Here is a 24,169-nt window from a genome sequence, read left to right on the forward strand (position 1 = left end):
CCCAGGCATGAGAGAAGAATGGCGAAACCCCGCAAGTCTAGGACACGGCGGGGAGCCGACGGGGCTCGATGCGCTCCTCCACCGCCGCGTCGCCGTCGCGCGTGACGATATAGGCGCCCTTGCCCGGGACCTCGGTCACGGCCTCGACCAGCTCGGTGCCGCGGTAGACCAGCCCCACGCCGTCATCCGTGCAGTGCGCCACCGGCAGGGTGCCGTCCGCCACCAGCCGGTGGGTCAGCGGCCGGCGGCCCCGGTCGACGTCGTAGTGGACGCCGTTGCCGTAGGGCAGGAAGCCGAGGGCGTCGGTGACGGGCCGCAGCTCCGGTCCGAACGAGTCGGTCGCGCCCCCTTGGAACCAGCACAGGGAACCCGCGCTCACCCCGCTCAGCACGACCCCGGCTTCCCATGCCCGCCGCATGACGCGGTCCAGCCCGTGCACGCGCCACACGGCCAGCAGATTGGCGACCGAGCCGCCCATGACCCAGACGACGTCCTGATCGAGGACGGCGCCCTCGACGTCGTCGAGGTTCGGCATGGGGAACAGGTGCAGCGGCGTCAGGTCGAACCCGGCCACCCGGGCGGCCTCGGTCATCCGGGAGGTGAAGTGCTCGGCGTCCCCGATGGCCGTGCCGACGTACATGACGCGGGGGCGGCGGCCGTGGGCGCCGGAGAGCTCGACGGCGTGGTGCACCAGGGAGTTGAACGTCACCATGGTGCGGCCACCCGTGCGGTGCCCTCCGGAGGTGGCGAGAACGGTCGGCGTCGGTGCGGTCATGATCACGACCCTACTGGTGGGCGCCGGGGCGGTGCCACGGCCCCGTGCCGGGAAAAAAGAGGTGGCCCCGTCGCCCCGGTCCGGGAGAAAGTGCCTGCGATCCGTGCGGAGTTCGTGAGTCCGGGAGGCGGGAGAGCTGTGGTGACCGGGGCGGTGCTGTCGGTGGGCGGCGAAGTGCACGTCACGTTGGTGAAGGCGGGGCGGACCAAGGTGCGGTACCCCGCGACCGTCGTGTACGACGACGGTGTGCACGCCGTCGTACGGGCCCTCTGGGCGCGGCCCACCGCCCGGGACTTCGGTTTCGTCCGGTTCGAGCCGGGCGATGTCTTCACCGAGCACTACTGGCGCGACCGCTGGTACGCGGTCAAGGAGGTCCGGGCCGGCGACGGCACGGTCAAGGGCTGGTACTGCGATGTGACGCGCCCCGCGGAGATCGGCCCGGACGGCATCGCGGTCGAGGACCTGGACCTGGACCTGTGGCAGTCGGCGGACGGCGCGACCGTGCTCCGCCTGGACGAGGACGAATTCGCGCAGAGCGGCATCGAGCACCGCGATCCGGCCGCGGCGGCCCGGGCGCGGCAGTCCCTGGACACCCTCGAAGACCTCGCCCGCGCCGGAAAGTTGGGCACGCTCTGACCCGGCCGGCCCGCCCGCCGCCGGTCCGTCGACTTGCGCAACGGCCGAAGCTGTGCCTGGTGCCTGGTGCCTGGTGCCTGGTGCCTGGTGCCTGGTGTCGTGGTGTCGATGTCGGTGCGGAGGCCCGTGCGCGGCGCCGTCGGCCCACTCCGTTGCCGCGGTCGGAACGGTGTCGTCAGGAGCCCGTGACGGCGGTATCGGCGCAGGTCACCGCCGTTGCGGCGATGCCTGGCCGGGCGCTGGCCGGCACATGGCGCGGGGCGGTGGCCTGGGCGCACCGATTGCCTGGTCGGCGGGCCGGGCTCACAGTGGGAGGCAGCGTGGAAGGAGCGGGGGCGGTCTCACGGAGGAGTACCGCTATGACTGAGGCACTCTCCCGCCGGGAGCAATTCCTCCTGGCACAGATCGAACAGGACCTGCGGGCGGAGGACACGGAGCTGGACCGGCGCCTGACGACCATGCGCTGGGACGTCCCGCCGCCGCAGGAACCGCAGTCGGAAGGGCAGGGCGGCGCTCCTGCCGTGCGTGCGCTGGGCGTGCTGTTGCGGGGCCTGTTGGCCTCGGCCGCCACGGCCTCCGTGACGGCGATGACCTCGGTGTGCGCGTCGCTCTGGGGCCTCACGCTGGCCTGCCTGGCCCGGCTCGTGGACCGGTGGGCGAGGCCGTTGAGCACGGACGATCCGGAGCCGGCGGACTGACCGCGGGACCACAGGCGAGCGCCGACGGTCGAAGGGGCAACCGCGTCAACGGCCGAGGGCCCTGCGCAGCTCCTCCTTGTTCATCGACGACCGGCCGTCGATGTGCCGCCGCCTGGCCTCCTCGTACAGCTGGTCCTTCGTGGGCCCCTGGGCGCCCTGGTGCGAGCGCTCGCCGCCGCGCTGCGAGGCGGACTTGGGGTCCTGGGTCGAGACCCGGCTCGCGGTCCGGGACTCGCCGGCACGCGCCCGTTCCTTGTTCACCGTCCGCGCCGCGATCTCCTTGGCCCGCTCGGGGGACTCGCCCCTCCGCTCCGCGCTCTCCTTGATGTGTTCGTACTGACGCTCACGCTTCCTGCTCGAACCGGCGGGCATGGGAATCTCCTCGCTCTGTCTGTGGTGTCCGGGACCGGCGGCGTCGGCCGGCGCCGAAGGACGTCCGGGGCCTGCGGTCCGGTTTCTGCCTGGTGTCCGGCCTGTGCCTGGCGCCGGTGTCGCGCGACCGCGATGCCCGGGCGCCGCGCCTGACCGGCGGGCAGTGCCCCGCATCAGTTCACCGCCGATGGTGTGGCGGCGCTACTCCAGGCGGCGTCCGAGGGGGCTGGCCGGGCGATGCGCCGTGTAGGGGGACGTGGGGCTTCACGCGCGAGGAGTGGGGAGGACCTCGAAACCGCTCAGGCGCTCCGGCTCCTCGTCCCGCACCTCGACCTCCGTCACGGCCGAGGCCGGGGGCCCCTGGTGCGCCCAGTCGACCATCCTCGTGACGCGGTCCTCAGGGCCTTCGAAGACCGCCTCGACGTCCCCGCCGGGCAGGTTGCGCACCCACCCGGTGACGCCCTGTGCAACAGCGTTCTGGCGGCAGGTGTCCCGGAAGAAGACTCCCTGCACCCGTCCGGACACGATGACGTGCTTCCGCACCATGGGCAGGACTGTAGGGCAACGGGCCGGGCGGGAGTACGACACCGCGGCGACCGGCGTGCCTCCGGCTGCCTGCCGGACTGTCCGCCGGGGGCGGCCGAGGGCCTGGACGGGGTCGTCCAGGCCCTCGGCGAGGAGGTGGGGAAGCGTCACCGCTCGGTGCCGGCCGGCGTCACGTGTTTGGTGTAGGCCGCGTCGAGATCGCGGACCTCGACGGAGGCGTGCACGGTCAGCTGCGTCGCCGCTGCCGTGTGGGCGCGTACCAGGTCCAGCACCGCCTGGCCGAGTGCGGTCTTGGTCTCCGTGGTGCGGCCCGGCAGGATCGCGAAGTCCACGTGGATCAGGGCCTGTCGGGGAGCGTCATGGGCGATGACCACCTCCTCGACGCAGCGGAAACGGGTCTTGCAGCTCTCGATGGTGATGCCGTCGACGGTCTTCGCGGCGAGCGCGTGCAGCTCGTGCGCAAAGCGGCGGGTGTCGAGGAACTCCCGCAGGGTCGCGTCGTGGTCGACGAGGATGTGCGGCATGGGGATTTCCTTCCGAGGGGGCGGGTGGGGGGGGTGGTGCGGAGGGATGGCGTGGCCGGGGCGTCAGTGGACCGCCCAGCCGCGGTTGCGGAGGGCCTCGGTGAGTGGGCGTGCCACGTCCGGGGCGACCTTGAGCCGTACGGAGCCGGACGGGGCCGACGGGGACCGGGGGCCCGGCACCGTCGCGCCCTCCAGGTCGAGCCCCTCCAGGTGCAGTTGCGCCTCGTCCACGTCGTCGAGGAGCCGGGCGAGCGGCCGGCCGTGGTCGCCGAGGGCGACCGAGAGCACGGTGTGGGGGTGTGCCGCGGTGCCGCCGTACGAGGGCGCGATGCGGGCACGCCCCTCGACGCCGCGGCGCAGCAGCGCGGTCAGGTCCGCCAGTGCGTCGGCCGTGGCGTCCGGCTCCCGGTCGGCGGCGGACAGGCGGGACAGGGCGTGCGCGGCGGTCGCCAGGTCCGCGCTGAGTTCGGTCAGCAGCGGGGTGAGGGCGGCGGCGTTGGCGGCGAGGATGTCGGCCCAGAGCCCGGCGTCGCCGGACGCGACCCGGGTGGCGTGACCCATGCCGCGCCCGGCGAGCCGGACCGCGTACTCCTCGCCGTCCCGCAGCCGGGCGGCGGTGAGCGCCGCCATGAGGTGGGGGAGGTGGGAGACCAGGGCCACGGCGCGGTCGTGGTCGGGCGGATCCAGCAGCACCGGCACGGCGCCGCAGAGCGAGACGAGTTCCAGCGCGCGGTTGAGGGCGGACTCACGGGTCTCCGGGGTGGGGGTGAGCACCCAGTGGCGGTCCTGGAAGAGGTCGGCGCGGGCCGCGAGCGGGCCGGAGCGTTCCCGGCCGGCCAGCGGGTGCCCGCCGATCAGGGTGGTGGTGTCGCAGCCGAGGGCCAGGCACTCGGCGTGCGGCAGGGCCTTGACGCTCGCCACGTCGGTGTAGACGCGGGCCAGTCCGGCCTTCTGGTGGTCGGCGACGGCCCGGGCGGTGTGCGACGGCGGGACGGCGATCACGGCGACATCCGCCGGTTCGGACGGGGGCCCGGGGATGCCGGCGCCGCGCGCGGCGGCGATCCGGACGCGGTCGGCATCGTGGTCGATCAGATGGGTGGTCACTCCGCGTGCGGTCAGTGCCAGGGCGATGGAAGTACCGATGAGACCGGTGCCGACGACTGCGGCGGTGTCCAAGGTGGCGCTCCTCGGCCGTGAGGGGGGCGGGTGGCAGAGCAGGGCGGTGTGCGGGTGTCCCGGGCCCGGCCGGGACGGCGGACGGGCGGGCCCGGGACGGTCGGTGCGCGGTTCAGCGGTCGGCCGGGGCCGGTGCCGCGGGCTCCTGGGCCGGAGCCGGTCTGCCGGTCACCCGCCGGACCAGCGACGGGTTGACGACCATCACCAGGTTGCCGAGGAGGATCAGCGCGACGCCCGCCAGGTCCCGGGCCGTCCAGGTGAACTTCTCGAAGACCGTGGACAGCAGCAGCGCCACGATCGGGAAGAGCACCATCGCGTAGGCGGCGCGTTCACCGCCGATCCTGCCGAGCAGGGTGAGATAGGCGCCGAAGCCCACCACCGACCCGAAGACGGCGAGATAGAGCAGCGAGCCGGTGTACTTCAGGGTGGGCTGGAACAGCGCGCCGCCCCCGAAGATCGCGGCGAACGGTGCCATCAGCAGCGCCCCGTACGCCATGGCGTAGCCGGTGCCCTGCACCACCGGGACGCCCGCCGCCTGGGTCTTGCCGGAGACCACATTGCCCAGGCAGAAGACCAGGGTGCCGATCACCGAGAGGACGACGCCCTGGCCCGAACCGGAGGACAGGCCGAAGTTCTGGAACTCCGGCCAGAACACCGTGACGATCCCCAACAGCCCGACGCCCCCGCCGACCAGCATCTTCGCGGTGATGGTGCGCCGGAAGAAGACCCGGGCGAAGACCATGTTCACCAACAGGGACATGGCGAAGATGATCGACACCAGACCGGTGGTCAGATGCTGTTCGGCGAAGTAGAAGCAGACGAAGTTGGTGGAGAACATCAGCGCGCCCATGAGGACGAACTGGCCGTGTACCCGCAGCGGATAGCGCAGCGGCAACCCGCGCAACCGGGCCCAGGCCAGCAGGATCACGGCGGCCAGCGCGAAGCGGTAGGCGATCGATGCCGTGGGGTGCATGTCGCCCAGCTGCCCCTTGATGGCCAGCCAGGTGGAGCCCCAGATCAACACCGTCACGACATACAGGACGGCGTTCATCCGCAGCTCCGTTCCAGCAGCCCGGCCAGCCGGCGGGCGCCCTCGGCCACTTGATCCGGCGTCAAGTAGCTGAGGGAGAGGCGCATTTGGTGACGGCCGCCGTCACCCTCGGGATAGAAGTAGCTCATCGGTGTCCAGATCACTCCGTGCTCGCGGGCGGACTCTTCCAGCAGTGCATTGTCCGCCGGAACCGGGAGGTTCAGGGTGAGAAAGAAGCCACCCGCCGGAGAGTTCCAGCTGATTCCGGCCGCCTCGCGCCGGTCCCGGGGCAGCAGCCGGTCGAGGTTGTCGAGCAGGATCCGCAGGTTGGACTGGTAGAAGTCGGCGGCCGGCTTGTTGGCCTCCCTCAGCCGGTAGTCGTGGCTGACCAGCATGCCGCCGATGACCGCCTGGCTGAGCGCCGGGGTGTTCACCGTCACCATGCCCTTGATCTTCGACAGTTCGTCGGCCAGCAGGGTGCGGCTGCCGTCCGGGGCCTGAACCTGCTGGTCGGCGATCACATAGCCGACCCGGGCGCCGGGGAAGCAGGTCTTGGCGAACGAACCGAGATAGATCACCCGCTGCCGGTCGTCCAGCGCCTTGAGCGTGGGCAGGCCGCTGCCCGTCGGCGTGAAGAACCCGTACGGGTTGTCCTCCAGGACGAGCAGGTCCTCGGCGTCCGCCGCCGCCAGCAGCCGGCGGCGCCCGGCGACCGGCAGACAGGTGCCGGTCGGGTTGGAGAAGTCGGGCACCACGTAGAACGCCCGCGGCCGCTTCCCGGCGGCGCGCAGCTCGGCGACCGTCCGCCGCAGGACGTCCGGATCACACCCCTCCGGGCCCTCCGGGACGTGCACGGTCTCGATGTCCAGCAGCCGGGCGGCGCCGGTGATGCCGACGTAGCACGGCGAGGACACCAGCAGGACGTCCGCGGGGTCGGCGAACAGGGCGCGCAGGACGAGGAACATCCCCTCCTGGGCGCCCACCGTGACCACCAGGGACTCCGGGGCAGCGGTGATGCCCTCGTCGTTGCGCAGGGCGCGGGCGACCAGTTCGTGGATCTGGCCGTTGGTGCGCCCGTACTGGAAGAGCAGGGTGCGGACCTGGTCCGGGGAGCAGCCGCGCTCCTCGGTGAGGTACCGCTGGTAGGCGGTGAGGTAGTCGCCGATCTGCTCGACCTCGAACAGCCCCTCGTACGGGCGGCCGGGGCCGAAGGAGATCGCCTCCGGGTAGCGGGAGGTGACCTCGTTGAGGAAGTTCATCACCTCCATCAGCGGATCGGCGAGCGAACCGTGCAGGCCCTGGGCCGGCAGCACGGTGGTGGGAGGTTCCTGGCTCACCTGGCGTCCTCCCACAGGACCGGGCAGAAGTCCGGGTCGCTGTAGTCGGGGTTGCCGTTGGCGTCCTTCCGGACGAGCACGTCGTTGTTGTAGACCACCAGGTCGCCGTCGGTCAGCTGGTAGGGGCGCCACTGGTTGGTGCGGTCCTGGAGGTGGAAGGAGATGGCGCGACGGGGCCGGTCGCTGACGTTGTAGCCGCTGCCGTGGTAGGTGCGGCAGTGGTGGAAGCTGATGTGTCCCTTGGGGATGGTCACGGGCACCTTGCGGACCTCCGCGTTGTTGAAGGCGGCGTTCTCCGCAAGCATGTCCTCCAGCTCGGAGCGGTCGCGATCGGCGAAGTGGCGACTGGTGGAATCGTCGCCGCCGGTCTCCTTCCAACGGTGGCTGCCGTCCACCATCGTGATGGTCCCCATCTCCTCGCCGCAGTCGTGGAAGGGGATGAAGGCGGTGAGCATCTCGTCGGAGGAGCAGGTCTGCCAGTAGTGGCGGTCGAAGTGCCAGGGCACGATGTTGCGCTCGTCGTCCATCCGCTGCGGCTTGTGGATCAGGGTGCTGTTCCACAGCCGTATCTGGCCGGTCTGCGCGATCCGCGCCGCGACCGCCGCGATGAGCGGCTTGGAGAGGATGGAGCGGATGGTGTCGTCCTCGTAGAAGATGTAGTCGTTGTGCCGGTGCACATCGCCCTTCTCCGGCTCCCAGTAGGCCAGCCGCGGCGGTCGGGTCGGCAGGGTGCGGTCCCGGTGGCCGGCGTAGAAGCGGTCGGCCGCGGAGTCCAGCAGATCGACCTCCTCGTCGGTGAGCAGCTTCTTGGACAGGTACCAGCCGTGCTCCTGGTAGAACTGCACCTCCTCCTCGGTCGGCAGCAGTTCCTGCTCGGCGGGGGTCAGCGTGAAGCGGGTGTCGTTCGGAGCGGTGTCGGTCATGCCAATTCCCTGTCGTCGTCGGTGAGGTGAGGGGAAAGGTGTGCGGAGCGGTGGAGCAGGTCCGGGGCGATCGCGTCGAGGCGGGGCCGGCCGGTCAGCGCCATCGCCTCTTCCAGTTCTTCCCGGAGGGCGGACAGGACCCGCGTGGCGCCGGCCTCGCCGTCGACGGCCAGGCCCCACAGGACGGGGCGGCCGACCAGGACCGCGCGGGCCCCGAGCGCCAGCGCCTTGAGCACGTCCGTCCCGCGGCGGACGCCGCCGTCGACGAGGACGTCGCATCGGTCCCCGGCCGCCGCGACCACCTCCGGGAGCGCCTCCAACGCCGGTACGGCACCGTCGAGTTGGCGTCCGCCGTGGGTGGAGACGATCAGACCCGCCACCCCGAGTCCGGCCGCCCGCCGGGCGTCCTCCGCGGTCAGGACACCCTTGAGCACCAGTGGCAGATCGGTCAGCGACCGCAGCCACGCCAGGTCGTCCCAGGTGAACGCGGCGTCGTGGTGCCGGGCGGCGTGTGCGGCGAGCGTGGAGCTGCCGGAACTGCCCTGGTACAGCCCGGGATCGTGGTCCTCGTCGAGGTTGGCGGGCCGGATGTGCGGCGGCAGCCGGAAGCCGTTGCGCAGATCGCGCTCCCGACGGGCCATCCGCGGGGTGTCGACGGTGACCACCAGGGCCTGGTAGCCGGCGGCTTCGGCCCGGCGCACCAGGGAGGCGGTGACCTCCCGGTGGCGCATCACGTACAGCTGGAGCCACAGCGGTCCGGCGGCGGCCCCCGCGATCTCCTCCAGCGGGATGCTGGAGAAGGTGCTGGCGATGGTGAGCGCGCCCACCGTGCCGGCCGCGCGCACGGTGGCGGTTTCGCCGTCCGGGTGGACCAGTTGGTGGTAGGCCATGGGCGCGATGCCCACCGGAAACGCCACCGGACGGCCGAGCAGGGTGGTCGCCGTATCGCAGCGGGAGACGTCGACCAGGGCGCGGGGACGCAGTCGGTAGCGGTCGTAGGCCGCACGGTCCTCGCGCAGGGTGACCTCGTCGCCGCTGCCGCCGGCGATGTAGTCCCACACCGGCCGGTCGAGCCGGGCGCGGGCCGCCGATGCGTAGTCCCGCGGGTTCAGCAGCAGTTCGGGCCGGGTGGCGCGGGAGGCGGTCGGCGCGGTCACCCGCCGACCCTCGCCGCGGCGCCCGCCGGTACGGCGCTGTCGGCGCGCTCCCGCTCGACGGCCTCGTAGAGGGCCTTGATGTTGCCGCTGCCGAAGGTGCGGGCGTCGAGCCGCTGGATCAGCTCGAAGAACACCGTGCGGCGGGCGTAGGGGGAGCGGGTGAAGACCTGCACCAGCTGGCCCCACTCGTCCCGGTCGGCCAGCAGGCCGAGGTCCTGGAGGACCGCCGGGTCGATGCCCACCTCGATGCCGCGTGCGGCCAGCGAGGCGTAGTAGCCGGCCGGGGTGGAGAGCAACTCCACGCCGGAGTTGCGGAGTTCGCGGGCGGCGGTGACGATGTCGTCGGTGCCGTAGGCGACGTGCTGGACGCCCGGGCCGTCGAAGCCGTCGAGGAAGTCGTTGAGCTGTCCGCGGTTGCTGGTCGGGTCGGGCTCCACCATGGTGAAGGTGATGCCCCGGGTCGCGTCCTGGACGACCTTGGAGGCCATGGCCTGGCCGCCGACGACGATGTACTCGTCGTAGGTGTGCTTCAGTCCGAGCGCCCGCCCGTAGAAGTCGACCATGGTGTCCAGCGAGCCGGGGCGCAGGCACATGGCGAGGTGGTCGACGGAGCGCAGCAGCCCGGGGTCGGGCGCTCCGTCGTCGACGGGCAGGTACCGCTGCGGCAGGAACGGCCCTTCGGGGTCGTCGCGCTGGACGAAGGTGTGCACCAGGTCGTTGGTCGCGGCGATGGTGGCCCGGACGACCCGGCCGCCGGCGTCCTCGAACGTCTCGGGCTCGGACACCGCGTCGGCGCCCGCGGCCACCGCAGCCGCGAAGTCGCCGGCCGCGTCGGTGGACCGCAGGGCCACGTCCCGCACGCCGTCGCCGTGCTTGCGGACGAAGTGCGAAGCGGCGTGGTCGGCGTGCAGGGCCGAGGTCAGCACCAGGCGGACCCCGCCGTGGGCCAGGACCAGCGAGCGGGCGCCGGCGAGCCCGGTGAGCGGGCCGGCCTCGGCCACCACACGGAATCCGTAGGTGCCGCAGTAGTAGTGGGATGCCTGGTTGACGTCTCCGACGAAGAACTCGACGTGGTCGACGGAATGGGCGGTCACACTGATCCAATCTCTCGTGCGGGAGGGTGTGGTGGCGCACCGGACCGCCCCGCGGCGGAACGCAGCGGGGAGCCGGCCACGAGGTCAGGGCGAGGAGTTCGCCGGTGTCCCCGCCGCTTCGGCGAGGGCCCGGAAGACGTAGCAGGCCGAGGTGGCGCCGGGATCCTGGTGGCCGATGCTGCGCAGCCCCAGGTAGGAGGCCCGGCCCTTCCGGGCCTGGAGCGGGATGGTGGCCTGCATGCCGGCCTCGGCGGCCCGGGCCGCGGCGCACGCGGCGGCGGGCAGGCCGGCGCCGGCCTCCGCGGCGGCCCTGAAGGCGCCGATCGCGGGGGAGCAGGCATCGATCATGGTCTTGTCGCCGGGCACCGCCGCGCCCAGGCGCTGCATGGTGGCCAGCGCGGCGGTGAGGCCGGCGGCGAACCGGCGGGTGCCGACCTCGGGCTCGGTGCCGAGGGCCGCTCCCAGCGTGCGGAAGGCGCCCCCGTACAGCGGCCCGGAGGCACCTCCGACGGTCGAGATCAGCGTCTCGCCCGCGGCGGACAGTGCCGCGCCGGGCGAGGCGGGCGGTGGTGACGGGGCGTCGAGGGCGACGCGCACCGCGCTGAAGCCACGGGCCATGTTGGCCCCGTGATCCCCGTCCCCGATGGCGGAGTCGAGGTGGATGAGGTGGTCCCGGTGCTGATGCATGGCCGTGCTGACGCGCCGCAGCCAGTCGAGAACGAGGGAGTGGTCCAGCGCGTCCCGACCGGGCGCATCCGCACGGTCGTGTAACGTGCCGCGGTCCCTCTCAGGCTCCCGCATGGCAGGTGCTCCTTCGATCCCCCGTGCCGCAGCAATCGACGGCTACTGGATTACCAACGCATTACCGAAAGGCGTTCGGCATTACCGAATGCCGATAGGAAGCAAAACGCAGTGCCCCCGGTTGCGTCAAGGTTTTCTCGTGCAAGCGAGCGGAGGCTTAACGGATCGGAAGGTGAACGGCGGCCGATGGAAGGCGAGTTGGTGAACCAGGGGTGACGTGGGGGAGCGGCGGGCTCGGGCGGGGTGGGGGCGGCGGGGTGGGGGCGGCGGGGTGGGCGTCGATCGGGTGCACCCGCCGGCCGTCGGCCCCGTGGCCCGTGTCCGGTGGCCCGTTCATCCGACGCGCGGGCTCAATCGCAGGCCCGCAGGCCGGCGTTGCGCGGCGCGCCGAGATCCCTCGACAGGCTGCGAGCGACCTCCCGCACCGAAATGGCGTGTTCCTGGCGTGCGTTTTCGGCCAACAGCCTCTCGATCGGGCCCACCAGCCCCAGCCCGCCGACCACCTCACCGGTGCGGTCGAAGACCGGCGCCGCGATCCCCGCGTCGCCGAGCGTCAACTCGTTCTCGTCCACCGCGTATCCGGTCTCCCGCACCCGGTCCAACTGCGCCTGGAGCTCCGCCGGATCGTCGAGACTGGAGCCGGTGACCCGCGGCAACTCGCCCGTCAGCAGTGCGGTACGGCGTTCGGCGGGCAGGAAGGCCGCGACGGCCTTGCCCAGCGCACAGGCGTTCCACGGCAGACTGGCCCCCGTCTCCAGGACCTGCATCGCGCCGCCCGGCCGGAACGCATGGTGCACCACCAGCACATGACCATCCATCAGAATGCCGGTCCACACGGCCGCGTCCGCCTGGGTGGCGAGCCGGTCGGCCCAGGTCGCCGCGCGGGTGCGCAGCTCGTGCGAGTCCAGGTAGGCGTTGCCCAGCGTCACCAGTCCGGGCCCCAGTTGGTACTTGCCGGACTCGCGGTCCTGGACGACCAGCCCCTCCGCCTCCAGGGTGCGCAGCAACGCGTGGGCGGTCGGCTTGGCGACTCCGATCCGGTCGGCCAGTTCCGTCACGCCCAACCGCGGGGTCGCCGTGGCGAGTTCCCGCAGCACATGGATCGCCCTGTGCACCGCCTGGACCATGAACCGCTCCTCGGTCAGTATTGCTGAACGGCGTTCCGAACCGTAGGGTCCTCGTTCATGACACCGCTGGTTGGCATCGTACTTGTGTCGCACCGTGCGGAGATCGCCCTGGGTGTACGGTCCCTGGTCGCCGAGATGGCCGGCGCCGAGGTCATGGTGGCCGCGGCGGGCGGCACCGACGACGGCGGTTCCGGTACGAGCTACGCCCGCATCCGGGACGCCCTGCACAGCACCGCCACCGATGCCGGAGTACTGGTTCTGCCGGACCTCGGCAGCTCGGTGCTCACCACGCGCCTGGTGTTGGACGACCACCCCGGCATCCGTGCCGTCCTCGCCGACGCCCCGTTCGTCGAGGGTGCCGTCGCCGCCGCCGTCACCGCCGCGACGGGCGCCGCCCTGCCCACCGTCGCCGAGGCCGCGGAGCAGGCCCGCCGCATCAGCAAGTTCTGACGGGAGCAGCGGACCGCACGGACCACCGACGCCGCCCCCGCGCCGCCGAGCCGCATCCGTCGCCGGCCGGGGCCGAGGAAGTCGACTCCAGCACGGCCTGCGCCAGGCACCCGGGACCGACGCGCTCCTGGAGCGAGCGGCCCACGAGGGCCTGATCGAACTCGTCGGCGGCATCGACCCCGCGGGATTCGACGCCGACCCCGACCAGCTGGACACCGTCTTCGGCCTCGCCGAACGCCACCGCCTCGGGGTGGACATCCATCTGCACGACCGCGGCGACCGGGGCCTGGCACCGCTGCGCGAGATCATCGCCCGCACCCGGGCCCTCGACATGGGCGGCCACGTCACCGTCAGCCACGTCTTCTGTGTGCCCGAACTGGCGCCCCGGGAGCTCGACGCGCTGGCCGGGGAACTGGCCGCGGCCGGCGTCTCCCTGACCACGGTGGCCCTCGACTCCACCTCGGTCCTGCCCCACCGGCGGCTGCGCGCCCACGGGGTGCGGGTCGGCATCGGCTCCGACGGCGTACGCGATGCCTGGAGCCCGTTCGGCACCGCGGACATGCCGCACCGCGCGCATCTCCTCGGCTACTGCACCGGTGCCCGTCTCGACGAGGAACTCGACGCGTGCTACCTGGCCGCCGCCCACGACGGGGCCGCCCTCCTCGGGCTGCCGACGGCCGACTTCGCGCCAGGTGCGCCCGCCGACTTCCTCCTCGTCGACGGCGCATGCCTGGCCCAGGCAGTGGTGGACGTGCCGCGTCGCCGGATGGTCGTACGGGCCGGCCGGGTGGTCGCCTGCGACGGGGTCCTCTGCTGACGGACCGCCCGCCGCACCCCACAGCCGGACGAGCCAGGCCGACGGACCCCGGCCCTTCCCGCCCCCTGACGCCCCCTGAACCCTCCCGACGCCTCATCCTCCCGACTCCCTAACCTTCCTTGCTTTCCGCAAAATTCCCTATGGATCTGCGTAGTGGGGAAGGTTAGGGTATTTTTATGAGTGATCGCTTCTACTCCGTCGAGCAGGTGGCCGAGCACCTCGGGCTGCACGTGCGCACCGTCCGCAACTACGTGCGCGACGGGCGACTCCCCGCCGTCCGGATCGGCAAGCAGTACCGCATCGCGCACGAGGACCTGGAGACCTTCACCGGTCGCCCGGTGCCCGCACCCGATGACGGAAAAGCCGTACGGCAGCGGCATACCGAGGTGTCGAGCATCGTGGAGATCGAGGACATCGACTCCAGGACGGTCGACCGCCTGACCTCGCTGCTGATGACCGCGGCCGCGGGTCGCGGCCCGGGGGAGCGTCCGCTGCGGATCGAGACGGTGCATGACCGGGACCGGGCCCGGTTGAAGGTCATCGTCCTGGGCGGAGTGGCCGACACGGCACGGCTGTTGGACTACATGGAGGGGGTGCTCGCTTCATGAGCACGAGCGAGACCGCAGGCGAGGACATGGGGACGAAGAGGGGAACAGGCATGGGAACAGGCATGGGGGCAGGCATGGGGATGAGGCAGGGGGCGGACGCGAGCGTGGGCCTGAGCGCGGACACGAGTGTGCTGTACAAGTCCGAGGCCGGGGCGAAGGAGATCCTGCGGCGCTATCGGGCGGCGCTGGATGCCTGGCCCGTCCCGGCCGAGCACCTGCGGGTGCCGACTCGCCAGGGGGAGACGTTTGTCGTGGTCTCCGGGCCGCCGGACGCACCGCCCGTGGTGCTGCTGCACGGTTCGGGCGCGAACACGTCGATGTGGTGGGGCGATGTCGCCGCCTGGTCCAGGCACTTCCGCACCTACGCCGTGGACGTCATCGGGGAGCCGGGCTTCAGCGCGCCCGCCCGGCCGCCGCTGGCCTCGGACGCCCCCGCACAGTGGTTGGACGACGTGTTGGACGGGCTCGGCATCGCCCGGGCAGCCCTCGTGGCGGCTTCCCTCGGCGGGTGGTGGGCACTGGACTACGCTCGCCGCCGACCGGAGCGGGTGACGCGGCTGGCGCTGCTGTGCCCGGGGGGCCTGGGACGTCAGAAGACGGGCTGGCTGCTCAAGACACTGCTGTTGCGCGCCCTCGGACGCAAGGGCGTCGAGCGTTCGGTGCGCACGACGACCGGCCTGGAAGACCCGAAACACCAGTCCGTCCTCGACACCGTGATCCTCACCTTCACGCACTTCAAGCCGCGGACCGAGCGGCTGCCGGTCGTCCCGGACGAGGAGTTGCGCCGCCTCGCCATGCCGATGTTGGTCATCGCCGGGGAGCGCGACATCCTGTTCGACTCCGCGGAGACCGCCCGGCGGGTGCGCAGGTGCGTACCGCACGCGACGGTGCGCCTCCTGCCGGAGGCCGGACACGCCCTCCTCGGACAGACCGACGCCGTCCTGGAGTTCTTGCGGGGGCCGGCTGCCGGGCGGTAGGCGGCCTGGGGCGGCCATGGAAAACCGGCTGCCGAGGCAGGGACGGCAACAGGTGGAAATGTTGGCATGGCGGTCCTTTACTGCGCGAAGTGCGCCACGCAACTCACCACCGGGGGTCCGGTACGAGGCCGGAGGAAGGGCGAGCGCCACGAGGATGCGGGGCTGTGCGGAGCGATACGGGGCAGCGGCCTCATCGCCAGGTCGCCCACTCCTGCACGGCGAAGCGGTCGCCGACGCGGCGCACTTCGGCTGCGCCCGGCCCGGGGAAATGCGCGGGGAACAACAGGGCGCCCCGGTCCGCGGCCTCCCCGAGCACCCGGCGTCGGGTGTTCTGCGCGCGGGGTTCCAGTAGTCGAAGTCGGCGCGCGGAATGAGGTATTGGGCGTTGGGGAAGGTCGGTCGCCACAGCCAGTCGGCGGTCAGACGGGTGTTCCAACCGACGTGGTTGAGTCCCCAGCCTGCGTGCCGGAGGACGCGGGCGCCATCGGCCACCGGATCGAACGGCGCAGACCCCTGGTCACTGCCCGGTCACTCGATGGGACGCCTGACACCTCACGGTTGTCCGGCCACGGACCTGACCGGCTCGGACGACAGCGGGTCGGGCGTCGGCAGTCATGCGCCCCCTGCGCACCCGCGCACCCCGGAGGCTCTCTGGACGCGCCCGTGCTCCGCCCTTAGCGTCACGCATCGTGACTAGCATCCCGCAGCCTCCTGACATCCTGTCACCAGAGTTCGCGATCGACCCCTACTCGGCGTACCGCGTGCTGCGCGAGCACTATCCGCTGCTGCACCACAAGGGCACCGACAGCTATCTGCTCTCCCGCTACGAGGACGTGGAACGGGCCTTTCGGGAGCCGGTGTTCACCAGTGACAACTACTCCTGGCAGCTCGAACCGGTCCACGGCGGACGCACACTGCCGCAGATGAGCGGTCGCGAACACGCCGTTCGCCGCGCCCTGGTGGCGCCGGCCTTCCGCGGCCGGGAACTGCGCGAGACGTTCCTGCCCCTCATCGAACGGAACGCCCGGGAACTGATCGATGCCTTCCGCGGGGCGGAAGAGGTGGATCTGGTGGCGCAGTTCGCCACCCGCCTCCCGATCAACGTGATCGTCGACATGCTCGGACTGGACCGCGCCGACCACGACCGTTTCCACGGTTGGTACACCGCGGTCGTCGCCTTCATCTCCAACCTCGCCCAGGACCCCGGGATCGCGGCGGCCGGCCGGCACGCGGGCGACGAACTCGCCGCGTATCTGCACCCGGTCATCCGGGAACGGCGTGCCGCGCCCGGCGACGACCTGCTCTCCAGGCTGTGCACCGCCGAGGTCGAGGGCGTCCGGATGACCGACCAGGACATCACCTCGTTCGTCAGCCTGCTGCTGTCCGCGGGCGGCGAAACCTCGGACAAGGCCATCGCCCTGCTCGTCCGCAACCTGCTGGCGCACCCCGATCAGTGGGCCGCGGTACGCGCCGACCGTTCGCTGATACCCGTCGCCTTCGCCGAGACGCTGCGCCACACCCCACCAGTCCAGATGATCATGCGTCAGCCCGCCGAGGACGTCGCGCTCAGCGGCGGGACCGTACCCGCGGGCGCCACCGTCGTCTGCCTGATCGGTGCCGCCAACCGCGACCCCCGCCAGTACTCCGAGCCCGACGCCTTCGACGTCTTCCGCACCGACCTGAACCCGGACAGTGCCTTCAGCGCCGCCGCACAGCACATCGCCTTCGGCCTCGGCCGGCACTTCTGCGTGGGCGCCCTGCTCGCCAGGGCCGAGGTCGAGACCGGGATCAACCAACTCCTCGACGCCTTCCCCGACCTGCGGTTCGCCGACGGCACCGCACCCGGCGACGCCGGCGTCTTCACCCGCGGGCCACAGCAGTTGCGGCTACGCCTGCGGGCCGGCGCGCCCTGACAGGCCCCGCAGTCGGCCGCCGGGGACGCACAGGCATCGCACCGACCGCCTGACCGCCCGGCCGCCCACGGGCCCACCGGGCTCACCCCGGCCACTCCGGCCGTGGGCGGCAGGCAGTCGGCCCGTCCGTCGTTGCGTCGGTCCCCATCGGGGATGTTCGCCCCCCGCGGAACGGCCCTCAGCCGCCCGGCGATGATCCTAGTGTTCGACCATGTCGACACCAGTTGTATCAGTGCAGGCGGTGCCCCAAGACGGCCCTTCCTGGGCAGCGTTGGCTGCCCGCGTGGAAGCGGCCGGATACGACGCACTGCTCACCGCGGACCATCCTGGCGCGGTCGCGTCCCCGTACGTCGCCCTGGCCGCCGCTGCGGCCGTCACCGAGCGCCTCGGCCTTGGCTCCTATGTCTCCCAGGCAGGAATCCGCGAACCGCTGTTGCTCGCCTCCGACGTCGCGACCCTGGACGTTCTCTCCGGTGGACGCGCACGGCTGGGAATGGGAGCCGGCCACACCCCCGCCGAATGGGCCATGTTGGGAAAGGAGCGGCCCGACGTTGCCGGTCGCGTACGCCACTTCGTGGCCGTGGCCGAAACCTGCCGCGCACTCCTCGCGGGCGAGACGGTCACTCTCGACGGCCCCGAAATCCGCGCGCACCGAGCCCGGCTCACCGCCCCCCTGCCGATCCAGCAACCGGTGCCCTTCACCTTCGGCGGCGGCAACTCCACCCTTCTTCGATGGGCCGGAAGGCATGCAGACGTGGTGGCGCTGAGCGGACTGGGCCGCACCCTGTCCGACGGCCACAGCCATGAAGCGCGGTGGAACGGCGAAGACATCGACAAACAAGTGGCCATCATCGAACAAGGAGCCAGCGGCCGGGCGACGGCCCCCGTCCGTGAAGCACTCGTCCAGATCGTCGAGGTCACCGACGACGCCGAGAGTGCCGCACACCGGCTCGCCCAGCTCTACGACACCACCGCCGCCAACGTGCTGGAGTCGCCCTATGCCTGGGTCGGCACGGTGCAGGAGATCGCCACCGCCATAGCCACCCACGAACGCCGGTGGGGCATCACCCGCTACGTCGTCAGGGAGCGCCATCTGGACGGTGCCGACCGCGTCTTCGCCCATCTCTCCCGCGGCCGCTGAGCCTCTCCGCCGACGATCCGTATGAGCACGCCCGCCTGCGCGTTTGAGTAGTTGCGCCGATGCGCGGACCGGCCTCGGCGCATTTGGCTCTGATCCATGAACGCAAACCCGGGTGGACCGCGGCGCGACCCGCGGTGGTGGGTGCCACCGCTGCTGGGCGCGTCCGCGCTCTTCCCCCTGTTCTTCGTCGACTTCTTCTTCTACAGCTTCAGCGTCATGTACACCGACTCGTGCGGCCCCGACCAATGCCCCACGAGCGTGACCATGCCGCTCACCGCGGCACCGGTGCTCTACGGAGCCGGAATCGTGCTCGTCCTGCTGTCGGCACTGCTGCCCTGGTGGCCCGTGATGCGGCCGGCCCGCATCGCACTGGCAGCGACAGGAGTCACGTCCGGCGCAGCCGTGGTGCCGCTGCTGCTCACGATCCACCGCTGAGCCGGCACCGCCCGAGCACTCACCGGCAGCCGCACCACGCGGGGCTGCGACGACCGGCGCGGCGGTCCACCATGGCCCCGACCGGCACCCGCTCCCGCAGCCCCGGCCGTTGCGCGGACGCGGTGCCGGCGGACGGCGTGGCGCTGTGCGCGGAGCGGGCGGCCCGACGGCTGACGCGCGCCGCCTGGGTGCTTGCACGGCCCCGCCATCGGGATCAGAGTGACGAGATCGTATCCGCGTCCGTTATTCCCGGTCTGTCCGTGGCGGTGGAGGAGTGCCCATGCCGGAGTTCGAGCAGTGGGACATCGTCACCGGGGTGGGGCTGACCGCACTCGGCGTCGCGGCCGGGCGGGCACTGGAGACCGAACGTGCCGACCGCCTGGTCAGCGACCCCTACGCCGACGCCTTCCTGGCGGCGGCGGACGCACCGGTGCCGGTGCCGCGGCGCAGGGCGGACGCCGCGCGGCTGTCGGCCGTCGCGCGCGGCATGTGGACCTCGATGGCGGACTACCTCGGCGTCCGCTCCCGGTTCTTCGACCGCTTCCTGATGACGGCGGCGGCCGGTGGCATCACCCAGGTGGTGGTGCCGGCCGCCGGCCTGGACGTGCGGGCCTTCCGGTTGGAGTGGCCGCCGGGCGTCGAGCTGTTCGAGATCGACCAGGCACGGGTGCTGGAGTTCAAGGACGGCGTCCTCGACCGCCTCGGCGCCCGGCCCCGCTGCGGCCGGCAGGTGGTCCCGGTCGATCTGCGGGACGACTGGCCGGCCGCCCTCCGGGACGCCGGCTTCGCCCCCGGCCGGGCGACCGCATGGCTGGCCGAAGGGCTGCTGCCCTTCCTGCCCGCCGCCGCCGAGCGGCTGTTCTTCGACCGCATCGGCCGGCTGTCCGCGCCCGGCAGCCGGCTGGCCGCCGAGCACCTCGCGCCGAGCGTCCGACCGCTCGTCGAGGACCCGGCGTTCCGCGCGGCCACCCGTGCACTGGGCGTCGACCTCGCCGATCTGTGGCACTTCGACGGCAAGGCGGATCCCGGCGGGGCGCTGACCGCCGACGGCTGGGACGTGCGGTCCGTCCCGGTGCACCAGGTCGCCGCCGCGTACCGGCGGGAGCTCCACGGCGTGATGGGGCGCACCGTGGAGCACAGCCGCTTCCTCACCGCCGAGCGGTAGCGCGCGCCGGCGGGGAAGCGCCCCGGCCGAGGCCCGGCCTCAGCGGTCAGACCCGGGCACCGCTCTCCCGCCGGTCGCGTCCGCCGTCGCGCCGCGCCGGGCGGCGGGCCGTCCGCCGCGGCGACGCCCCGTCGTGCCGCTCCAGGACGACCGCCAGCGGGGTCGCGGTGAACACCGACGAATACGTGCCGACGGTGATGCCGATCAGCAGGGCGAGCGCGAAGTCGGTCAGCGAGTCGCCGCCCAGCACGGCGAGCGAGGCCAGGATGAACACCGCTCCCATGCCGGTGTTGACGGTGCGCGGCACGGTCTGCAGCACCGCGGCGTTGGCGAGGTCCGGGAACGGGGTGCCGCGCGCGCCGGCCCGGAGTTCGCGGATGCGGTCGAAGACCACCACCGAGTCGTTGACGGAGTAGCCGATGACGGTCAGCAGGGACGCCAGGAAGACGCCGTCGAGGGACTTGCCCAGCCAGGCGAACACCCCGACGAGGAGGAGGACGTCGTGCGCCATGGCGACGACGGCCGACAGCGCGAAGGTCCACCGGAAGCGCACCGCGAGATAGACCAGCTGCGCGGCGAGGGCGAGACCGAGGGCCACCAGCGCACCGCGGCGCAGTTCGTCGCCCAGGCTCGGGCCGATCAGCTCGTCCCGCACCTTCTCCGCTCCGCCGCCGAGCTCGTCGACCACCCGGTCCGCGGTGCGCAGTTGCGTCGCGGAGAGCCGCTCGGTGCGCACCGTCAGGGCGTCGTCGCCGGAGGTGGTGACCTGGGCCCGGTCCAGGCCCGCGGTGCCGAGCGCGGCGCGGGCCCGCTCGGCGTCCACCGGCTGGGTGGTGGTGTACTCGACCATCCGCCCGCCGGTGAACTCCACGCCGTAGTCGAGACCGCGGACGGCGATGCCGGAGACGGCGAGGAGCAGGGCGGCGCCGCTCAGCGCCAACCAGCGGCGCCGGTGGCGCAGCAGGTCCGGCCGGCGTCGGGCGAGCCAGGACCGGACCCGGCCGAGCCCGGCCAGACCGGTCAGGCGCGGGCGGCGCCGGACCGGCGGCAGCGCCACCGCGCACTCCGCCAGCACCCGGGTGATCAGCAGCGCGCTGACCATCGACGCGGCCACGCCGATGCACAGGGTGACGCCGAAGCCGCGCACCGGCCCGGAGGCGAAGAAGAACAGCAGCACCGCGGCGAGCAGGGTGGTGACGTTGGAATCGGCGATGGCGCTGAAGGCGTTGCGGAAGCCGGCCGCGAGGGCGCTGCGCAGGGTGCGCGGACGCGCGGGGGGACCCGCCGCGTACTCCTCACGGGCGCGTTCGAAGACCAGCACGTTGGCGTCCACGGCCATGCCCACCGCCAGCACGAAACCGGCGAGGCCGGGGAGGGTGAGGGTGGCGCCCAGGGCGAGCAGCGCCGCGTAGGAGATCAGCGCGTAGCAGGCGAGGGCCAGCGTGGCGAGCGCGCCGAGCAGACGGTAGACGACGGTGATGAACACGGCCGTGAGGGCGACCCCGAGGATCGCGGCCTGGGCGCTGGAGGTGATCGCCAGGGCGCCCAGGGTCGGGCCGACGGCGCGCTGTTCGACGATGTCCACCGGCACCGGCAGCGCCCCGCCGTTGATCAGCAGCGCCAGCTCCTGCGCCGCGCGCTGGTCGAAGCCGCCGGTGATCCGCGTCGTCCCGCCGGTGATGCCGACACCGCAGGCCACGGACGATTCGACCTGCGGCGACGAGATGATCTTGCGGTCCAGGACGATGGCCGCGCGGCGGGCCGGATCGTGCGGCGCGGCGCAGGCCGCCGTGCCGGTCAGCCGGGCCCAGGCGCGCTCGCCGGTGCCGCGCAGGCTGAGCCCGACGGACCAGCCGCTGCCGCCCTCGGCGTCGAACTCCGCCTCGGCGCGGTGCACTTCGGCCCCTGTCAGGGCCGGCGGCCCCAGTCGCAGCGGGGTGCCCGTGTCGTCGGGGAGGACGGGGCCGGCGTCGGGGTCGGCGGGGGCGGACCGGGGTCCGGGGCCGGTGCCCAGGACCGGGTGCACGGTGAGCTGGGCGGTGCGTCCGAGGACCGCGGCGGCCTCGTCGGGGTCGTCGAGGCCGGGCAGCTCGACGACGATGCGGTGGTCACCGGCGCGGGCGAGGTGCGGTTCGCTCACCCCGAGGGCGTCCACGCGTCGGCGGAGCACCTCCAGCGTGCGGTCGGTGGCGTCCCGGTCGGCCCGGGCGGTGGGGGAGTCGCGGGTCTCCAGAACGAGTTGGGTGCCTCCGCGCAGATCGAGACCGAGCCGCACGGGCTGGGTCAGCGCGAGGAACGTGGACAGGGCAAGGATCGCGAGCGCGAGCAGCGCCCGCACCCTTGTGGCGCGGGTCAAGATGCCTCCAGCAGGCATGCACGGGCCGCGGGTGCGGCCCCGACGGGTGGATGTGCGGATGAGCTGGAGGCGGGGGCGGGGCGCGGTCCCGGCACCGGCCGGCGTAGGTGGCCGCATCGGCAGTGAGGGTGCCGGGCGGCGCGGTGTGCGGTGCGGGGCGCGACGGGCCCGCGCAGGGGAGCGGGGGCAGGGTGCCGGGCGCCGGCGCGGGGCCCGGGAGGTGACGGATCGTCGGGCAGGCGAGGTGGGGGAGGCCGTGGTCGGCGGTGTCCCGGGGTGCGGTGTGGTGCACGCAGGCCACGCCGGAGGCGGCCGGGTCGGCCGTCGCCGGCGGTGTGCCGGCAAGCCCGGGGAGGAGCAGGACGACCGCGGCCAGGAAGGCGAGCAGGGCGGATCGGCGCCGCCGCGCCATATGAGCAGACACAGTACGCAAACCCTCCCTTAGCGACACTCTGCCATGGATGCCGCTTCCGGTGCCCGCCGAGGCCGGCCCCGGCGCACTGCAGCGCGGAGCGGCGCAGCAGTGGACGGCCGGCGCTCCGGGCGCCCTGCCGTCAACGCACTAGGGTAGAAACGGAAGTTGCGCAACCGCGCGGCAGCACGACGGAAGGTGACCAGGACATGGCGGTGCCGGAGGACTGGATGGGGGCCCCGCCCCAGCAGCCGGTCGATCTGCACACGGACCGGCCGCACGCCGCCCGTGTCTACGACGTGCTGCTCGGCGGCAAGACCAACTATCCGGCGGACCGGGAGGCGGCGGAGAAGACACTGGCGGCGCTGCCCAACGCCGGCACCATCGCCCGCCAGAACCGCACCTTCATGCACCGCGCCGCCCGCTATCTGGCGGTCGAGGCCGGCATCCGGCAGTTCCTGGACATCGGCACCGGCATCCCGACCTCCCCCAACCTCCACGAGATCGTCCAGGCGACCGTTCCGCAGGCCCGCGTCGTCTACGCCGACAACGACCCGATCGTGCTGGCGCATTCACGTGCCCTGCACACCAGTCACCCGCAGGGCCGGACCGCCTACATCCAGGCGGACCTCGGTCGCCCCCAGGAGATCCTGCGCAACCACACGCTGCGGGAGACGCTCGACCTCACCCGGCCCGTGGCCCTGACGCTGATCGCCGTGCTGCACTGGCTCCCGGCGGACTGCGATCCCCACGCCGTCGTCCGGGAACTGCTGGACGAGCTGGCCCCGGGCAGCTTCCTGGCCCTGACGTATGTCACCGGTGACTTCGAGCCGGAGGCGCTGCAGGAGGTCTCGGAGAACTTCGAGGCGAAGGGGTCCCACGTGAACGCCCGGACCAGGGCCGAGGTGCTGCGCTTCTTCGACGGCCTGGACCTCGTGGACCCGGGTCTGACCGTGGTCCACCGCTGGCGCCCCGACGCCGTGGAACTGGGCGCCGACGCCTGGTCCGACGCGGACATCCCGCTCTACGCAGGGGTCGGCCGCAAGGGCTGACCCGCCGCCCCGGCGCCGCCGTCGGGGCGTCACTCCGCGGCCGGCAGCGCCGCCCAGACGGCCTTGCCGGCCGCGGTAAGGGTGGTCCAACCCCACGAGGAGCTGAGGCAGTCGATGATGTGCAGCCCGCGCCCGCTCTGGGCGAGGTGATCGGACTCCCGCAGCACCGGTACGTCCGTACTGTGGTCGCAGACCGTGCACGGGACGAGGTCCCGACAGCGCAGCAGCCCCATCCACGGCGGGCGCGGGGTGGCGCCCCGGGACTGCCTGGGGGACTGGGCGAGCCCGTGGCGCAGGGCGTCGGAGAGCAGCTCCGTGACGACCAGTACGGCGTTGTCGACGAGGGGCTTGAGGTTCCATCCGCTCAGCGTGGCCCCGGTGAACCGACGGGCCTCGGAGGCCGCCCGGCCGTCCGCCGTCAGGGCGCGGGCGACCAGGCCGGAGGCGCGGACGGCGTGCGCGTCGAGCGGGATCTCGCGCGACGCCTGGGCGAGCAGGTGGCCGAGGGGCCGGGTGGGGAAGAAGTCGGCCGTCGTGCCTGCCGGGTGAGTTGTCATCACGAACTTCGTGGCGCCTCTCGGACCTTCGTCGCGGACGGGTGATCCAGAACCACTATCCCCGGCGGTCACTGGCGCTGCAAGTGCATC

Annotated in this window: 24 protein-coding genes and 1 pseudogene; 11 read left to right on the forward strand and 14 right to left on the reverse strand. The window is 72.6% G+C overall.

Features of this window, described 5'->3' with window-relative positions:
• Positions 1-37: 37 nt before the first annotated feature.
• Positions 38-775, reverse strand: a complete 738-nt coding sequence (locus tag MOV08_RS40210) for a Type 1 glutamine amidotransferase-like domain-containing protein (RefSeq protein WP_275311120.1) — start codon at positions 773-775, stop codon at positions 38-40.
• A gap of 138 nt (positions 776-913) precedes the next feature.
• On the opposite strand from MOV08_RS40210, the gene MOV08_RS40215 reads away from it, so the two are divergent.
• Entirely contained in the window at positions 914-1,411 is a 498-nt protein-coding gene (locus MOV08_RS40215) for a ribonuclease FAU-1 family protein (RefSeq protein ID WP_078876095.1), read from the forward strand.
• A gap of 359 nt (positions 1,412-1,770) precedes the next feature.
• Positions 1,771-2,109 (forward strand): DUF3040 domain-containing protein, encoded by a 339-nt coding sequence (locus MOV08_RS40220; RefSeq protein WP_275311122.1) that lies wholly within the window; start codon positions 1,771-1,773, stop codon positions 2,107-2,109.
• A gap of 45 nt (positions 2,110-2,154) precedes the next feature.
• Here the strand turns inward: MOV08_RS40220 and MOV08_RS40225 are convergent, their stop codons facing one another.
• The 11 genes from MOV08_RS40225 to MOV08_RS40275 all read right to left on the reverse strand — a co-directional run bounded on the left by MOV08_RS40225 (position 2,155) and on the right by MOV08_RS40275 (position 12,196).
• Positions 2,155-2,481, reverse strand: coding sequence for a hypothetical protein (locus MOV08_RS40225; protein ID WP_039639178.1), 327 nt, complete (start codon positions 2,479-2,481; stop codon positions 2,155-2,157).
• A 264-nt stretch (positions 2,482-2,745) separates the two neighbouring features.
• A complete protein-coding gene (locus tag MOV08_RS40230) occupies positions 2,746-3,177 on the reverse strand; it encodes an acylphosphatase (protein WP_420834254.1) in 432 nt (143 codons plus the stop codon).
• A complete protein-coding gene (locus tag MOV08_RS40235; protein WP_275311124.1) occupies positions 3,174-3,551 on the reverse strand; it encodes a 5-carboxymethyl-2-hydroxymuconate Delta-isomerase in 378 nt (125 codons plus the stop codon). Before MOV08_RS40235 ends, MOV08_RS40230 begins: the two co-directional genes overlap by 4 nt.
• Before the next feature lie 63 nt (positions 3,552-3,614).
• Complete coding sequence (locus tag MOV08_RS40240) at positions 3,615-4,727, reverse strand: prephenate dehydrogenase (RefSeq protein ID WP_275311126.1); 1,113 nt, start codon at positions 4,725-4,727, stop codon at positions 3,615-3,617.
• A gap of 112 nt (positions 4,728-4,839) precedes the next feature.
• Positions 4,840-5,778, reverse strand: coding sequence for a DMT family transporter (locus tag MOV08_RS40245; protein WP_275311128.1), 939 nt, complete (start codon positions 5,776-5,778; stop codon positions 4,840-4,842).
• Positions 5,775-7,094, reverse strand: coding sequence for an aminotransferase-like domain-containing protein (locus tag MOV08_RS40250; protein WP_039639183.1), 1,320 nt, complete (start codon positions 7,092-7,094; stop codon positions 5,775-5,777). The genes MOV08_RS40245 and MOV08_RS40250 overlap by 4 nt, the downstream gene beginning before the upstream one ends.
• Entirely contained in the window at positions 7,091-8,017 is a 927-nt protein-coding gene (locus MOV08_RS40255) for a phytanoyl-CoA dioxygenase family protein (protein ID WP_052287206.1), read from the reverse strand. Before MOV08_RS40255 ends, MOV08_RS40250 begins: the two co-directional genes overlap by 4 nt.
• Positions 8,014-9,174 carry an alpha-hydroxy acid oxidase gene (locus tag MOV08_RS40260; protein WP_275311130.1) on the reverse strand — a complete coding sequence of 387 codons (1,161 nt, stop codon included), beginning with the start codon at positions 9,172-9,174 and terminating at the stop codon, positions 8,014-8,016. The genes MOV08_RS40255 and MOV08_RS40260 overlap by 4 nt, the downstream gene beginning before the upstream one ends.
• A complete protein-coding gene (gene hppD / locus MOV08_RS40265; RefSeq protein ID WP_275311131.1) occupies positions 9,171-10,268 on the reverse strand; it encodes a 4-hydroxyphenylpyruvate dioxygenase in 1,098 nt (365 codons plus the stop codon). Before hppD ends, MOV08_RS40260 begins: the two co-directional genes overlap by 4 nt.
• Positions 10,269-10,352: 84 nt before the next feature.
• Complete coding sequence (gene dhaL, locus MOV08_RS40270) at positions 10,353-11,069, reverse strand: dihydroxyacetone kinase subunit DhaL (RefSeq protein WP_275311132.1); 717 nt, start codon at positions 11,067-11,069, stop codon at positions 10,353-10,355.
• A 350-nt stretch (positions 11,070-11,419) separates the two neighbouring features.
• Positions 11,420-12,196 carry an IclR family transcriptional regulator gene (locus MOV08_RS40275; RefSeq protein ID WP_275311134.1) on the reverse strand — a complete coding sequence of 259 codons (777 nt, stop codon included), beginning with the start codon at positions 12,194-12,196 and terminating at the stop codon, positions 11,420-11,422.
• A gap of 57 nt (positions 12,197-12,253) precedes the next feature.
• Between MOV08_RS40275 and dhaM the strand changes: the two genes are divergently transcribed.
• The 8 genes and pseudogenes from dhaM to MOV08_RS40320 all read left to right on the forward strand — a co-directional run bounded on the left by dhaM (position 12,254) and on the right by MOV08_RS40320 (position 19,702).
• Entirely contained in the window at positions 12,254-12,646 is a 393-nt protein-coding gene (gene dhaM, locus MOV08_RS40280) for a dihydroxyacetone kinase phosphoryl donor subunit DhaM (protein WP_039639191.1), read from the forward strand.
• An 88-nt stretch (positions 12,647-12,734) separates the two neighbouring features.
• Positions 12,735-13,463 (forward strand): annotated as a pseudogene (locus MOV08_RS40285) (amidohydrolase family protein); the annotation flags it as partial.
• A 176-nt stretch (positions 13,464-13,639) separates the two neighbouring features.
• Positions 13,640-14,071 (forward strand): helix-turn-helix domain-containing protein, encoded by a 432-nt coding sequence (locus tag MOV08_RS40290; protein WP_275311136.1) that lies wholly within the window; start codon positions 13,640-13,642, stop codon positions 14,069-14,071.
• Positions 14,072-14,145: 74 nt separating this feature from the next.
• Positions 14,146-15,048 (forward strand): alpha/beta fold hydrolase, encoded by a 903-nt coding sequence (locus MOV08_RS40295; RefSeq protein WP_275311138.1) that lies wholly within the window; start codon positions 14,146-14,148, stop codon positions 15,046-15,048.
• A gap of 689 nt (positions 15,049-15,737) precedes the next feature.
• Positions 15,738-16,961 carry a cytochrome P450 gene (locus tag MOV08_RS40305; RefSeq protein WP_039639194.1) on the forward strand — a complete coding sequence of 408 codons (1,224 nt, stop codon included), beginning with the start codon at positions 15,738-15,740 and terminating at the stop codon, positions 16,959-16,961.
• A 211-nt stretch (positions 16,962-17,172) separates the two neighbouring features.
• The gene (locus MOV08_RS40310; RefSeq protein ID WP_275311139.1) at positions 17,173-18,102 is read left to right on the forward strand and encodes an LLM class flavin-dependent oxidoreductase; all 930 of its coding nucleotides are present in this window, start codon (positions 17,173-17,175) and stop codon (positions 18,100-18,102) included.
• A 96-nt stretch (positions 18,103-18,198) separates the two neighbouring features.
• Positions 18,199-18,537: a hypothetical protein gene (locus tag MOV08_RS40315; protein WP_159030982.1), complete on the forward strand. Its 339-nt coding sequence runs from the start codon at positions 18,199-18,201 to the stop codon at positions 18,535-18,537.
• 280 nt (positions 18,538-18,817) lie between these two features.
• Complete coding sequence (locus MOV08_RS40320; RefSeq protein ID WP_275311141.1) at positions 18,818-19,702, forward strand: SAM-dependent methyltransferase; 885 nt, start codon at positions 18,818-18,820, stop codon at positions 19,700-19,702.
• Positions 19,703-19,748: 46 nt separating this feature from the next.
• Here MOV08_RS40320 and secD read toward each other — a convergent pair whose 3' ends face one another.
• Positions 19,749-22,058, reverse strand: a complete 2,310-nt coding sequence (gene secD / locus MOV08_RS40325; protein WP_275311143.1) for a protein translocase subunit SecD — start codon at positions 22,056-22,058, stop codon at positions 19,749-19,751.
• Positions 22,059-22,679: 621 nt separating this feature from the next.
• Between secD and MOV08_RS40330 the strand changes: the two genes are divergently transcribed.
• Complete coding sequence (locus MOV08_RS40330; RefSeq protein WP_039639202.1) at positions 22,680-23,522, forward strand: SAM-dependent methyltransferase; 843 nt, start codon at positions 22,680-22,682, stop codon at positions 23,520-23,522.
• Positions 23,523-23,551: 29 nt separating this feature from the next.
• On the opposite strand, the gene MOV08_RS40335 is transcribed toward MOV08_RS40330, so the two are convergent.
• Positions 23,552-24,079 carry an ATP-binding protein gene (locus MOV08_RS40335; protein WP_039639204.1) on the reverse strand — a complete coding sequence of 176 codons (528 nt, stop codon included), beginning with the start codon at positions 24,077-24,079 and terminating at the stop codon, positions 23,552-23,554.
• Positions 24,080-24,169: the final 90 nt, after the last annotated feature.

The sequence above is a fragment of the Streptomyces yunnanensis genome (assembly GCF_029011865.1).
Taxonomy (GTDB): Bacteria; Actinomycetota; Actinomycetes; order Streptomycetales; family Streptomycetaceae; genus Streptomyces; species Streptomyces yunnanensis.